Raw genomic sequence first — 12,595 nt, 5'->3', positions numbered from 1 at the left:
ATTCACGACATCACAGCGGCGTCATGAACAAGGCAAGGCGCCATCGCGTCAGGCCGGGACTGCCCGGGCAGCCTGCGCCAGTTCCAGCGCGAGCCTCCGGTGAACCGTGAGATGGGCGTCGAGTTCCAGCGTGGTCAGGCGGCCGTCTTCGACGACCACGCGGCCGTTGATCACGCTGTGCGCCACGTTGGACGGGGCGCAGAACACCAGCGCCGCGACGGGGTCGTGGTCGGCGCCGGCAAAACCGACCTGGTGACGATCGAAGCTGACAAAGTCGGCCGACATGCCGGGTGCGAGCGCGCCGATGTCGTCGCGGTTGAGCACGCGCGCGCCGCCGAGCGTGGCGATCTCCAGCGCCTCGCGCGCGCTCATCGCCGCGGGGCCGAAGCCGACACGCGCGAGCAGCATGGCTTGGCGCGTTTCGCCGAGCATGTGCGCGCCATCGTTCGACGCGCTGCCATCCACGCCGAGGCCGACCGGTACGCCGGCGTCGCGCATGGTGCGGATGGGCGCAATGCCCGACGCCAGCCGCATGTTCGAGCACGGGCAATGCGCAACGCCGGTGCCGGTGCGCGCGAATACGTCGATGCCATGCGCGTTGAGCTTTACGCAGTGCGCATGCCAGACGTCGCGGCCGACCCAGCCGAGGTCTTCTGCGTACTCGGCGGGCGTCATGCCGAACTTCTCGCGCGAGTAAGCGATGTCGTTATCGTTCTCGGCCAGGTGTGTGTGCATCGACACGCCGTAGCTGCGCGCGAGCTTGGCCGATTCGCGCATCAGGTCGCGCGAGACAGAGAAGGGCGAGCACGGTGCCACCACAATACGCAGCATCGAATGGCGATCGGCGTTGTGCCAGGTTTCAATCAGGCGCTGCGTTTCCTTGAGGATCGCCTCTTCGCCTTCGACCACGCGGTCCGGCGGCAAACCGCCCTGGCTGCGGCCGACGCTCATGCTGCCGCGCGCCGCGTGAAAACGCATGCCGATCTGCTGTGCGGCTTCGATCGAGTCATCGAGCCGGCTGCCGTTCGGGTAGAGATACAGGTGATCGCTGGAGGTCGTGCAACCCGACAGCAGCAGTTCGGCCATCGCCGTGAGCGTCGACACGCGCACCATTTCCGGCGTGAGACCTGCCCACACCGGATACAGGTTGGTCAGCCAGCCGAACAGTTCGGCGTCCTGGGCGGCCGGCAGGGCGCGCGTCAGGCTCTGATACATGTGATGGTGCGTGTTGACGAAGCCCGGCGTGACCACGTGGTCGCGCAGCTCCATCACACGCACATTCGGCTGACCGATGGCCTCGCGATACTGCGAGGGAAGATCCGCCGTGGCGCCGATCCATTCGATCACGCCACCGCGCGCAACCAGTGCGCCGTCGGGGATCTCGCGGCGTTGCGCATCCATGGTGACCAGCACGTCGGCATGACGGGCGATCAGAAGCGGGTCGTTGTGCGCGACAGTGGCGGTCATGCAATTACTCCGTGCCGTGGGTGTTGGCGGCAGCGTCGCGCATTGCGTGCTCGGCGGACTGCATGCCGTTGTAGTAGAGGTTCAGGATGACGGCGACCAGCGTGCCCAGCACGATGCCGCTGTGCGTGACCGGCTCCAGCCAATGCGGCAGATACTGGAAGAAGGTCGGTGCCAGCGTCGGGATCATGCCGAAGCCGATCGAGATCGCCACGATGAACAGGTTGTGGCGGTACTTGTTGAAATCGATCGAGCCCAGGATGCGCACGCCCGTGGCGGCCACCATGCCGAACATCACGATGCCCGCGCCACCCAGCACGAAGGACGGGACGGACGCCACGATGTGGGCCATCTTCGGGAACAGGCCCAGCGCAATCAGAATCAGGCCGCCCATGGCTGCCACAAAGCGCGAGCGCACACCCGTGACCGTCACCAGCCCCACGTTCTGCGAGAACGATGTGTACGGGAACGTGTTGAACAAGCCGCCGATCACCGTGCCAAGACCGTCAGCCCGCAGGCCACGGGTCAGGTCATCAGTGGAAAGCTTCTTGCCGGTGATTTCCGCCAGCGCCAGGAACATGCCGGTCGATTCCACCAGCGTGATCAACATCACGATGCACATCGAAGCGATGGCGCCGAAGTGGAAGGTCGGCATGCCGAAATGCAGCGGCGTGATCACGGCCACCCAATCGGCCTCGGTGATGCCGGCAAAGCTGACCTTGCCGAACGCCATGGCGATGAACGTGCCGATCACGATGCCCAGCAGCACGGCGATATTGCCGATCAGGCCGCGACCGTACTTTGTCAGCAACAGGATGATGACGAGCACGGCCAGCGCGATGCCCAAGCCGCTCAGGTCGCCGTAGGCCGGATTGGGCACGGTCTTGAGCACGCCGTCCACCATCGTCTTCATGGTCGGCTGGCCACCCGCAGCCCAGTTGATCCCCACGCCCATCAGTGACATGCCGATCAGCGTGATGACGGTGCCGGTTACGACCGGCGGGAAGAGCCCAAGCACGCGCCCCATGAGCGGCGCGACGATGATGCCGAACAACCCCGCCGCAATCACAGCGCCGTAGATGCCCAGCAGGCCGATGCTCGGGTCGGTGCCAATGGCGATCATCGGGCCCACCGACGCGAAGGTCACGCCCATCATGACCGGCATGCGGATGCCGAACTTCCACACACCGAAGGCCTGGATGAGTGTGGCTAGGCCGGCGGCAAAGAGATCTGCGTTGATCAGGAACGCAAGCTGTTCCTTGGGCAGATGCAGTGCACCGCCCACAATCAGAGGCACTGCCACGGTGCCTGCATACATCACCAATACATGTTGCAGGCCCAATGCGAGCAGGCGTCCGTACGCCACGCGCTCATTGGTCAGATCCGCCGTGGGGGCGGCGATGGTGCTGCTTGCCATAAAGGTCTCCTTTGGGTGGTAAGCCGGACGGCGTCCGGCTTGTGGCGGCTGGCCTCTGTCGTGCCGGCTCGCCCGATACAGCTAAACCGGTCCTAGACTTTGTCCTTCCCGCCGCGCGGGCCCAATACCGAACGCAGATCGAAATCAGCGGGCGCTTCGGGGCGCACGCGATCGGCGCAACATTGCAAGTGCTGGGCCATGTGGGCCTGGGCAGCGCTGGCGTCGCCGCGCTCAAGGGCATTGAGGATGTCGAGGTGTTCGTCGAACGAGCAGGCGTTGTTGCCCGGGGCCTCGACGCTGGCGATCATCAGCGTGGTGCGCGACACCAGCCGGCGCATCATCTCGACCACCAGTGGGTTGCCGGATTGCTCGGCCAGCGCCATGTGAAATTCCGCAGACAGGCGAATCCAGCGCGGACGATCGTGCGTGACAAACGCCTGGCGCTCCTGCTTGACGAGTTCCATCAGCGGCGCGATGGCCGCCTTGGGGTTGCTGCTGTGGCCCACCTTGTCGAGCACCGCGCGCTCCAGGATCTGGCGCAGCTCGAACATGGCGTGGGCCTCGTCGATGGAGGGTGCGGCGATGAACGCACCGCGGTTCGGCTCCAGGTCAACCAGGCCATCAGCGGCCAGTTGGGAGAAAACCTTGCGCACCGTATGACGGGCGGTGGCATAGATTTCGCAAAGCGCATGCTCCGTCAGCTTCGTGCGCGGTGGCAGACGGTGTTCCATGATCGCGTCGTAGATCTCGTGATACATCCGTTCTTCGACCGACATGCGTGTTGCCCCCGATGCTTTGGCGCCCGACTTTGACACCGCTTCCGTGGAGACCAGCTTGAGATTCTTGGACATGGCAGACCTGCCTTTCATTAGTGCGCCGCGGCATCAGCCACTGCGAAAATATGTTGACAATTATTCGTGGCCGCCTTCAATATTGTCAACAAAATGCGTTCGGGAATCCGACAAACTAGGGAAATCCCTGTTTGGAGCCTGGTCTAGAGACACGGCGAAGACAAGGAGTCGGGCCCAGAACGAGCGACGGCTTTGCCGGTTTGGCATGTCTTCCCCCGATGGACGGCAGGCGTAAACCGGCTGGACGCGCGCCGGGATGCGTGCACAGCACGTACCGAGCGGGCCCCGACGCCAGCCCTTGTCCCACAAGGGTTTGGCGCGAGGTGCAAGTGGAGGCAGCGGCGCTTCTGAAAATTCGAACTACAGAGGAAGACAAATGGGACGCTTGACCACCCATGTGCTCGACACCGCTGCAGGCACGCCGGGTCAAAACCTGGCGATTGCACTGTTCAAAATTGTCGACAATCAGCGGCAACCGATCAAATCGGTTCGCACCAATCACGATGGCCGTTGCGATGCGCCGCTGCTTGAAGGCGACGCGCTGCAAACCGGCGTGTACGAGCTGGACTTCGGCGTGGGCGAGTACTACCGCGCCGCCGGCGTCAGACTCCCCGAGCCCGCGTTCCTGGACGTGGTGACGCTGCGCTTTGGCGTGGCCGATACGAGCGCGCACTACCACGTGCCGCTGCTGGTGTCGCCGTGGTCGTATTCGACCTATCGCGGTAGCTAAGGAGCGGGGCAATCATGGAAGGCTATATCCTCGACTGGGCCAACTTGCTCTTGCGTTGGCTGCACGTGATCGTTGCGATCGCGTGGATCGGGTCGTCGTTCTACTTCGTCTGGCTCGATAACAGCCTCACCAAGCCGACCGCGCCGGATCTGAAGGACAAGGGTGTCGACGGCGAGCTGTGGGCCGTGCACGGCGGCGGGTTCTACAACCCGCAGAAGTACCTGCTGGCACCGAAGCAGTTGCCGGACCATCTGCACTGGTTCTACTGGGAGTCGTACTCCACCTGGATGTCGGGCTTCGCGCTGCTGACGGTGGTGTACCTGTTCAACGCCAACGTCTACATGATCGATCGCAGCGTGTTCGACATGACGGCGACGACGGCGGTGTTGCTGGCGCTGGGCTTCCTGGTGGTCGGCTGGCTCGTGTACGACACGATCTGCCGCGTGTTTGGCAAGAACGATCGCGTGGTCGGCATTCTGGTGGCGATCTACGTGGTGATCGCGGCCTTTGCAGCGACGCACCTGTTCTCGGGCCGGGCGGCATTCCTGCTGATCGGCGCGATGATCGCGACCATCATGAGTGCCAACGTGTTCTTCTGGATCATTCCGGGGCAACGCAAGGTGGTGGCCTCGCTCAAGGCAGGCGAGAAGCCGGACCCGATTCACGGCAAGCGCGGCAAGCAGCGCAGCGTGCACAACACGTACTTCACGCTGCCGGTGCTGTTTGCGATGCTGTCGAACCACTACAGCATGACGTACGCCGCCAAGTACAACTGGGCTGTGCTGGTGCTGATCATGCTGGCTGGCGTGCTGATCCGTCAGTTCTTCATCCTCAAGCACAAGGGCGTGGTGAACTGGGGTTATCCGGCAGCAGGCGTGGCCGTGCTGTTGGGGGTGGCGGTGTGGCTCGCTCCGGTGTCGCGTCCGGCGGCGCCTAGCGCCGAAAGCACGCCTGCTGCGGCAGCGACGGGTACGGCCGCAGCGGCCACCCCGACAGCCGCTGGCGGCTCGGACTTCGCCAAAGTACAGGCAGTCGTTACCGCACGGTGCTACCAATGTCACTCGGCTCATCCTACCCTGATGCCTTCACCGGCCAAGGGCGTGTTGCTCGATACGCCGGAAGAGCTGGGCAAGCATGCGCAGCTCGTCTACCAGCAAGTCGTGCAGCAGAAGCTGATGCCGCTGGGCAACGTGACGCAGATCACCGATGACGAGCGCGCGATCATCGCCAAGTGGTTTGAGGACGGCGCCAAGACGAACTGAGGCGCACGCTGAGCAACAACAGAAAGGTTTATCGGAGCATGCCATTCGTTCCCTAGCGGGTGGCATGACCGGTGAGGGTTGAACGGGGCTACGGCCCCGTTTTTTTTGCGCTAAGCATCAGCGACGAGGTGCTCCGCGTCGCTCGATTTCGGTTCGGCCATACAAGCCTTAGGGCACTGCGCTGGCGGTTTCCAAGCCGCGCCACGCAGCCTAAGCATGCTCCGAGCGTGCGTTGAAGCCTGAGATCTGTGGCTTACTTCCCAACGCCCAACAGCGCAAGCACTCCCAGCACCAGAAAGATCAACGCCGCAATCCGATGCACCAGCGTGATCGGCATGCGCGCAGCGAACTTGTTGCCCATCAGCACGGCCGGCACGTTCGCCAGCAGCATGCCGACGGTGGTGCCAGCCACGACCGAGAACACGTCGTTAAAGCGCGCTGCCAGGGCCACGGTCGCGATCTGCGTCTTGTCGCCCATCTCGGCAAAGAAGAACGCCACGATCGTCGTGCCCAGGATGCCCAGGCCGCGCTGCGTGCCGCTGGGCGCCTCTTCGTCGTCGAGCTTGTCCGGAATCAGCATCCACCCGGCCATGGCGATAAAGCCCACCCCCAGGATCCACCGCAGGACGTTCTCGCCAAGTACATGTGTGATCCAGCCACCGACAGCGCCGGCCAGTGCGTGGTTGACAAGGGTGGAGATGAAGATGCCGAGGATGATCGGCACCGGCTTGCGAAAACGCGCAGCCAGCAAGATCGACAGCAGTTGCGTCTTGTCGCCGATTTCTGCGAGGGCGACGATGCCGGTGGAGACGAGAAAGGCTTCCATGTTGTTGTGGTGTCCGGGCCGTGTGCGAACCAATGACGCGCCACTGCCGGCCCTGTCCGCAGTGGGTTGTCATCGGTCTCGCCAGGCGCGTCACCGGGTGCCGGGGTGGCACCCTGAGTGCGGCTGACCACGCCATAACCACCTGTCATTGCGACAGCGGTCAAGTCTGTTGACGTGGCCCCCAGGGTATCGACCCCGGGCGGCTACTCCCCAATGGAAGCGAGGATTATAAGTGCATCAGGCGTTGGCGCCAATCGCGAATTTGGCCGGTTCACCCTGGATGTAAGTGGCGGATACGGCACGGTCTTCGCCCAGCAGTGCCAGCGAGAACAGCAGCTCTTCCAGCGTTTCCGAGCGTGCATTGCGGCGGGCCAGCAGCGGCGTCGCTGCCGGGTCCAGCACGATGAAGTCGGCTTCCGCGCCCGGCACGAAGCTGCCGATGCGGTCTTCCCAGCCCAGCGCTTCAGCGGCGCCGCGCGTGGCCAGGTAGAACATCCTCAGGGCGGTCAGGTGATAGCCGCCCATGCGCGCGACCTTATGCGCCGTGCCCATCGTGCGCAGCATCGAGAACGAGCTGCCGCCGCCAACGTCAGTGGCCAGCGTGAGCGCCAGGCGGTGCGCGTCGTTCTTGTGGAAGTTGTACAGGCCGCTGCCCAGGAACAGATTGGACGTGGGGCAGTGCGCCACGGCTGCACCGGATTCGGCCATGCGTTGGCGGTCGCCGTCGTCCAGCCAGATGGCGTGGCCGTAAAAGGCGCCTTTGCGCAGCAGGCCGTAGCGGTCGTAGACGTCCAGGTAGCTGCGTGCGTTCGGGAACAGGTCGGCCACCCATTTCACTTCGTCGGGATTTTCTGCGACGTGCGTCTGGATGAAGACGTCCTTGTATTGCTTGGCGAGCTCTGCGCACGCTTGCAGTTGCGCTTCGCTCGACGTGGGCGCAAAGCGCGGTGTGATGGCGTAGGCCAGACGGTCCTTGCCGTGCCAGCGAGAGATCAGGTCAGCCGTGTCGCGGGCGCCCGATTCGGCCGTGTCACGCAGATATTTCGGGCAGTTGCGGTCCATCATCACCTTGCCGGTGATCATGCGCATGCCGCGTTGCTGGGCCTGCGTGAACAGCGTCTCGGCCGAGCTGCGATGCACGGTGCTCCACACCATGGCGCTGGTCGTGCCGTTGCGCAGCAGTTCGTCGAGGAAGAACGATGCGACGCCAGCGGCGTACTGCTCGCTCTCGAAGCGGCGCTCTTCGGGGAAGGTGTATGTCTCCAGCCAGTGCAGCAGGCCAGGCGACGGCGACGCAATGATGTCCGTCTGCGGGAAGTGGATGTGCGTATCGATGAACCCCGGGACGATCAGCTTGCCGCTGTAATCGTGCAGTTGCGTGCCGGCGGGCAGGTTCTCGCGCAGTGCGGCGTAGTCGCCGGCCTGCACGACCTTGCCGTCCGTGACCACGAGCAGGCCGTCTTCCCAGTACTCATAGGCATCGCGCTCGCGATACTGCGGATCGTGCAGGAAATGCAGCACGCGGCCGCGGTAAGCGTGAACGTTGTTGGAAGTCGGGGGCATCGTGGTCATCGTCGTTTCGTAGATTTTTAGTGTGCGGCTTTCCAGTGGTCGTCGACCTTGGCAAGCCACAGGGCTTTGTCCTGTTCGGGCAGGAAGGACGCCTCGAAGCTGTTGCGTGCGAGCGTGTGCGCATCGGCCGCAGACAGGTCGAGGGCATTGAAGGTGGCGAGCCAGTTGGTGTTCATGTAACCACCAAAGTAGGCCGGATCATCGGAGTGCAGCGTCACAGCGCAGCCCGCGTCCAGCAGTTGTTTGAGCGAGTGGTCGCGCAGGTCCGGATAGACCTTCAGTTTCTCGTTCGAGAGCGGGCAGACCGTCAGCGCGATACGTTCGGCGGCGAGGCGCTTGACGAGTGCGGCATCGTCGATGGCGCGTACGCCGTGATCGATGCGCTCAACCTTGAGGATGTCGAGGGCGTCGATCACGTATTGCGCCGGGCCTTCCTCGCCGGCGTGGGCCACCAGGTGTAGGCCCAGCTCCTTGCAGCGCGCGAATACGCGCGCGAACTTCTCCGGCGGATTGCCACGCTCGGATGAATCCAGCCCCACACCGATGATGCGGTTGGCCGGGTCCTGGATGTAGGGCAGGGCCGCTTCGAGCGTGTCGAATGCGTCTTCCTCGCTCAGATGGCGCAGGAAGCAGAGGATCAGCGCGCTGGAAAAACCGTGCTCGCGCTCGGCGTCGTCCAATGCGCGGACGATGCCGTGGATGACGACATGCATGGGCACGTTGCGCGCGGTGTGCGTCTGGGGGTCGAAGAAGATTTCGGCGTGGTGGACGTTGTCGGCGAGTGCGCGTGCCACGTACGCCGCCGTCATGTCGTAGAAATCCTGCTCGGTAAGCAGCACGCTGGCGCCGGCGTAATACAGGTCGAGGAACGACTGCAGATCGTCGAAGGCGTAGGCGGCGCGCACTTCCTCGACGGACGCATACGGCAGCTTCACGCCGTTGCGCTCAGCCAGCGCGAACATCAGTTCGGGTTCGAGCGAGCCTTCGATGTGGATGTGCAGTTCAGCTTTCGGGCTGGTGGCGATGCGTTCTGCAAGCGCGGTGGAAATCGGCATGATTAGACAGGCGTGGGGACTCGGTAAGGGACCGCCGCGCCGCTGCTGGCGCTGGTGAGCGCGTGCTGTTGCAGCTCCCGCACCTGCAGCAGTTGCGCGACGACGGATACCGCAATGATATCCGGCGCCTTGTCCACGATGCCCGCCACGCCAATGGGGCACACCATTTCCGGCAGGCGTGCCGGGTCCACGCCGTGCTCGACCATGCGGTGCTCGAAGCGCGCGCGCTTGGTCTTGGAGCCGATCAGGCCGAAGTAGGCAAAGTCCGTGCGGCGCATGATCCGTTCGCACAGCGCGAGATCCAACGCATGGTTGTGCGTCATGACCAGGAAGTAGCTGCCGGCGGGCGCGTGATCGATCACGGCTTCCGGCGTATCGGTGGATTCGATGACGACGTTCGGGGGCACTTCCGTCGGAAACGGGAACATCGCATCGCGCTCATCCACCCACGTGACGCGGCAGGGCAGATGCGCCAGTGCGCGCACGATGGCGTGCCCGACATGGCCCGCGCCGCACAGCACGATCGACATGTCGGGCGGCAGCACCGTTTGGGTGAATCCGCTGGCGTCGAATTGCACGCCGGCCGCAGCTGCGTCGCCCACGCTTGCTTCAACCGCTACCGCAGGATCAGCGGAGACAAAGCGACGCAGGCTGCGGCGTTGGCGCATGGCGTCATCGGCCAGGGCGATCCAGTCCACATCACGCGCGTCGAGTCGTTCCAGCGACAGCCGCACCACGCCGCCGCAGCATTGGCCGAGCGCAGGCCCAAGCGGAATGCGTACGAACTGACGGCGCGCTTCGCCGGTGGCTTCGGGCGCGTCCATCATCGCCTGAGCAATTTCCATCGCGCGCCATTCCAGATGACCGCCACCGATGGTGCCGAAGAAGCCGTCGGTGCCCACCAGCATGAGCGTGCCCGGTTCTCGCGGCGCAGAGCCTTGCACGTCCGTCACCGTGACCAGCACGCACGGCTGCCCGGCCTGCACGGTGGCAAGCACATCGGCGAAGCGGAATGGGCGCAGTTGCGTGTGGTCCATGGTGTCTCCCGACTCAGGCGGTCAGTGGGGCGCTGCGGATCGCATCCACGGCCTTGAGGATTTCCTCGCTGGTGGCCGGCGCATTCAGCGGCGGGTTCGTGCGGCCATCGCCAACCGCAGCCACTGCATCGCGAATGGCGAAGAACACCGAGAACGGCAGCAGCAGCGGCGGCTCACCCAGCGCCTTGGAACGGTGGATGCTGTCTTCCACGTTGGCGTTGTTGAACAGGTTCACGCGGAAGTCCGGCGGGCAGTCGTTGACCGTCGGGATCTTGTAGGTGGACGGCGCGTGCGTCATCAGCTTGCCGTTCTTGTTCCACCACAGCTCTTCGGTCGTCAGCCAACCCATGCCCTGGATGAACGCGCCTTCCACCTGGCCGATGTCGATGGCCGGATTGATCGAGCGACCGGCGTCGTGCAGCACGTCGGCGCGCAACAGCCGCCATTCGCCTGTGAGCGTATCGACCACCACTTCCGAGACTGCCGCGCCATAGGCGTAGTAGTAGAACGGCCGGCCCTTGAGCTTGGCTTGATCCCAGTGCAGCTTGGGCGTGGCGTAGAAGCCGTCGGACCACAACTGCACGCGCGCAACGTAGGCCTTGCCGATCAGTTCGTTGAACGGCACGCGGCGTGCACCGATTTCCAGATGGTCGCCCACGATCGCCACCGTTTCGATGGGCGCTTCGTAATGCTCGGCGGCAAACGCGATCAGGCGCTCGCGGATCTGGCGTGCGGCGTCTTGCGCGGCCTTTCCGTTCAGGTCGCTGCCTGTGGATGCCGCCGTGGCGGACGTGTTGGCCACCTTGCTGGTGTCGGTGGCTGTCACGCGGATGCGCGTGAACGACACGCCCAGTTCATGCGCGACGACCTGCGCGACCTTCGTGTTCAGGCCCTGGCCCATTTCGGTGCCGCCATGGTTTACGAGGATCGAACCGTCGTTGTAGACGTGCACAAGTGCGCCGGCCTGGTTGAAGTGCTTCACGTTGAACGAGATGCCGAACTTCACCGGCGTCAGCGCCAAGCCGCGCTTGAGGACCGGGCTGGTCGCATTGAACGCGCGAATCGCTTCGCGGCGGGCGCGGTAGTCGGACGTCGTCTCCAGTTCGTCGAGCAGTTCATGGATGACGTTGTCTTCCACGGTCTGCCCGTACGGCGTGACGTTGTTCTTGTCCTTGCCGTACAAATTGGCGCGGCGCACGTCGAGGGCATCCTTGCCGACCGAGCGCGCGATGTTGTCCATGATGTACTCGATGGCAAACGCGCCCTGCGGGCCGCCGAAGCCGCGGAATGCGGTGTTCGACTGCGTGTTGGTGCGCGCGCAGAAGCCGTCGATTTCCACCTCGGGCAGCCAATAGGCGTTGTCGAAGTGGCAGATGGCGCGCGTCATCACCGGGCCAGACAGGTCGGCCGAGAAACCGGCGCGCGAGGTCATGTCGACCTTGACGCCCTGGATGCGCCCGTCGTCGTCGTAGCCGGCTTCGTAGGCGAAGCGGAAATCATGCCGCTTGCCGGTGATCATCATGTCGTCGTCGCGGTCCGGACGCAGCTTGACGGGGCAGGCGAGTTTCCACGCCGCCAGCGAAGCGCAACAGGCAAACAGACCGGATTGCGATTCCTTGCCGCCGAAGCCACCACCCATGCGGCGGCATTCGACCAGCACCTGGTTGGCATGCCAGCCCAGCATGTGCGACACCATGTGCTGCATCTCGGTCGGATGCTGCGTCGAGCACCACACGTGCATGCCGTTGTCTTCCTTCGGCACGGCGTACGAGATCTGGCTTTCGAGGTAGAACTGCTCCTGGCCGCCCAACGACATCTTGCCGGCTTCAGCGTGGGGTGCAGAGGCGATGCGCTCAGCCGGTTCGCCGCGCTTGAGGTGCATCGGCGGCAGCACGGACTTGCCGGCGGCACGCGCTTCTTCAGGCGTCAGCAGCGGGGGCAGGACTTCGTATTCGATATTGCCCAGACGCGCCGCACGGCGGGCCGCATCGTGCGACGTGGCCACCACGATGAACATCGGCTGGCCGATGAAGTGCACCGTGTCGGTGGCGAGGATCGGGTCGTCGTGGATGATCGGCCCGCAATCGTTCGTGCCCGGAATGTCGGCTGATGTGAATACCGCCACCACGCCCGGCGCGGCCTTCACGCGATCCAGATCCATGTTGACGATGCGCGCATGCGCCTGCGTGCTCATGCCGAGCGCCGCGTGTAGCGTGCCGGCCAGCTCAGGAATGTCGTCGGTGTACGTGGCAGTGCCCGCGACATGCAGGTGCGCAGACTCATGCGGGCGCGAAATGCCCACCACAGCACCGCGCTGATCAGGCATGGCGGCAGCAATATCGGCTTCCGCCAGCAGGAAGGCTTCGGTTTGCTTGTTCATG

Annotated in this window: 10 protein-coding genes and 1 riboswitch; of the genes, 2 read left to right on the top strand and 8 right to left on the bottom strand. The window is 64.2% G+C overall.

Features of this window, described 5'->3' with window-relative positions:
* Nucleotides 1-48: 48 nt before the first annotated feature.
* The 3 genes from ACU8YE_RS08370 to ACU8YE_RS08360 form a co-directional block, all read right to left on the bottom strand.
* A complete protein-coding gene (locus ACU8YE_RS08370; RefSeq protein ID WP_446928501.1) occupies nt 49-1,467 on the bottom strand; it encodes an 8-oxoguanine deaminase in 1,419 nt (472 codons plus the stop codon).
* Between the two features lie 4 nt (nt 1,468-1,471).
* On the bottom strand, nt 1,472-2,881 hold the full coding sequence (locus tag ACU8YE_RS08365; RefSeq protein WP_232040496.1) for a nucleobase:cation symporter-2 family protein: 1,410 nt from the start codon (nt 2,879-2,881) through the stop codon (nt 1,472-1,474).
* 92 nt (nt 2,882-2,973) lie between these two features.
* Nucleotides 2,974-3,732 (bottom strand): GntR family transcriptional regulator, encoded by a 759-nt coding sequence (locus tag ACU8YE_RS08360; protein WP_446928500.1) that lies wholly within the window; start codon nt 3,730-3,732, stop codon nt 2,974-2,976.
* A 376-nt stretch (nt 3,733-4,108) separates the two neighbouring features.
* Between ACU8YE_RS08360 and uraH the strand changes: the two genes are divergently transcribed.
* Both uraH and ACU8YE_RS08350 read left to right on the top strand, forming a co-directional pair.
* Nucleotides 4,109-4,462 (top strand): hydroxyisourate hydrolase, encoded by a 354-nt coding sequence (uraH, locus tag ACU8YE_RS08355; protein ID WP_232040494.1) that lies wholly within the window; start codon nt 4,109-4,111, stop codon nt 4,460-4,462.
* 14 nt (nt 4,463-4,476) lie between these two features.
* Nucleotides 4,477-5,724: a urate hydroxylase PuuD gene (locus ACU8YE_RS08350; protein ID WP_232040493.1), complete on the top strand. Its 1,248-nt coding sequence runs from the start codon at nt 4,477-4,479 to the stop codon at nt 5,722-5,724.
* A 253-nt stretch (nt 5,725-5,977) separates the two neighbouring features.
* Here ACU8YE_RS08350 and ACU8YE_RS08345 read toward each other — a convergent pair whose 3' ends face one another.
* From ACU8YE_RS08345 to xdhB, 5 genes are all read right to left on the bottom strand, one after another.
* Nucleotides 5,978-6,550: a TMEM165/GDT1 family protein gene (locus tag ACU8YE_RS08345; protein WP_232040492.1), complete on the bottom strand. Its 573-nt coding sequence runs from the start codon at nt 6,548-6,550 to the stop codon at nt 5,978-5,980.
* 54 nt (nt 6,551-6,604) lie between these two features.
* Nucleotides 6,605-6,774: riboswitch (yybP-ykoY riboswitch) on the bottom strand.
* A 13-nt stretch (nt 6,775-6,787) separates the two neighbouring features.
* Nucleotides 6,788-8,122, bottom strand: coding sequence for a guanine deaminase (gene guaD, locus ACU8YE_RS08340; RefSeq protein ID WP_446928499.1), 1,335 nt, complete (start codon nt 8,120-8,122; stop codon nt 6,788-6,790).
* Between the two features lie 17 nt (nt 8,123-8,139).
* Nucleotides 8,140-9,177, bottom strand: coding sequence for an adenosine deaminase (locus ACU8YE_RS08335; protein WP_316869801.1), 1,038 nt, complete (start codon nt 9,175-9,177; stop codon nt 8,140-8,142).
* A 2-nt stretch (nt 9,178-9,179) separates the two neighbouring features.
* Complete coding sequence (gene xdhC, locus ACU8YE_RS08330) at nt 9,180-10,214, bottom strand: xanthine dehydrogenase accessory protein XdhC (protein WP_414560817.1); 1,035 nt, start codon at nt 10,212-10,214, stop codon at nt 9,180-9,182.
* A 13-nt stretch (nt 10,215-10,227) separates the two neighbouring features.
* Entirely contained in the window at nt 10,228-12,594 is a 2,367-nt protein-coding gene (gene xdhB / locus ACU8YE_RS08325) for a xanthine dehydrogenase molybdopterin binding subunit (protein ID WP_446928498.1), read from the bottom strand.
* Between the last annotated feature and the right edge of the window lies 1 nt (nt 12,595).

The sequence above is a fragment of the Ralstonia sp. VS2407 genome (genome assembly GCF_052950655.1).
Note: the sequence above shows the minus strand (reverse complement) of the source record. Positions and strands in the feature narration are given on the sequence as shown.

What these genes read in the sequence shown, in the direction of transcription:
- ACU8YE_RS08370 (WP_446928501.1), bottom strand. Translation starts at nt 1,467, where the DNA reads ATGACCGCCACTGTCGCGCACAACGACCCGCTTCTGATCGCCCGTCAT.
- ACU8YE_RS08365 (WP_232040496.1), bottom strand. Translation starts at nt 2,881, where the DNA reads ATGGCAAGCAGCACCATCGCCGCCCCCACGGCGGATCTGACCAATGAG.
- ACU8YE_RS08360 (WP_446928500.1), bottom strand. Translation starts at nt 3,732, where the DNA reads ATGTCCAAGAATCTCAAGCTGGTCTCCACGGAAGCGGTGTCAAAGTCG.
- uraH (WP_232040494.1), top strand. Translation starts at nt 4,109, where the DNA reads ATGGGACGCTTGACCACCCATGTGCTCGACACCGCTGCAGGCACGCCG.
- ACU8YE_RS08350 (WP_232040493.1), top strand. Translation starts at nt 4,477, where the DNA reads ATGGAAGGCTATATCCTCGACTGGGCCAACTTGCTCTTGCGTTGGCTG.
- ACU8YE_RS08345 (WP_232040492.1), bottom strand. Translation starts at nt 6,550, where the DNA reads ATGGAAGCCTTTCTCGTCTCCACCGGCATCGTCGCCCTCGCAGAAATC.
- guaD (WP_446928499.1), bottom strand. Translation starts at nt 8,122, where the DNA reads ATGACCACGATGCCCCCGACTTCCAACAACGTTCACGCTTACCGCGGC.
- ACU8YE_RS08335 (WP_316869801.1), bottom strand. Translation starts at nt 9,177, where the DNA reads ATGCCGATTTCCACCGCGCTTGCAGAACGCATCGCCACCAGCCCGAAA.
- xdhC (WP_414560817.1), bottom strand. Translation starts at nt 10,214, where the DNA reads ATGGACCACACGCAACTGCGCCCATTCCGCTTCGCCGATGTGCTTGCC.
- xdhB (WP_446928498.1), bottom strand. Translation starts at nt 12,594, where the DNA reads ATGAACAAGCAAACCGAAGCCTTCCTGCTGGCGGAAGCCGATATTGCT.